Origin of the sequence: Pseudoalteromonas phenolica, from assembly GCF_005886345.1 — a bacterium.
Taxonomy (GTDB): domain Bacteria; phylum Pseudomonadota; class Gammaproteobacteria; order Enterobacterales; family Alteromonadaceae; genus Pseudoalteromonas; species Pseudoalteromonas phenolica_A.
On record NZ_PNEC01000112.1, the window covers coordinates 1 to 318 of the forward strand.

Sequence of the window (318 nt, forward strand, 5' to 3'; positions counted from 1 at the left end):
CCCATCATGCTATACCGTTGGCGTATGGAAATTCGTAACGGAACACTCATGTCTAAACCTAAACAAATCAATATCGACCCTAAAACGAGTGCGGAATTAAAACGTTTAAAAGAACTTGAGCGTGAGCATAATTTGCTCAAAGAAGAGCATGAACTTTTAAAAAAAGCCATCCAACACTCTTTGGAACAAAAAAAGAAGTCTTCGAATTTATAGATGCGAATAGAGCAAAGCATAAGTTACTCGTGATGTGCCGTGTATATGGCGTTTCTCGTCATGGCTACTACGCATGGAAACGAAGAGGGAAAAGTAATCGAACAT

The 318-nt window shown here is 39.0% G+C and carries 1 pseudogene; it reads left to right on the forward strand.

Features of this window, described 5'->3' with window-relative positions:
- A pseudogene (locus CWB72_RS20265) lies at positions 1 to 213 on the forward strand (hypothetical protein); the annotation flags it as partial.
- Positions 214 to 318: the final 105 nt, after the last annotated feature.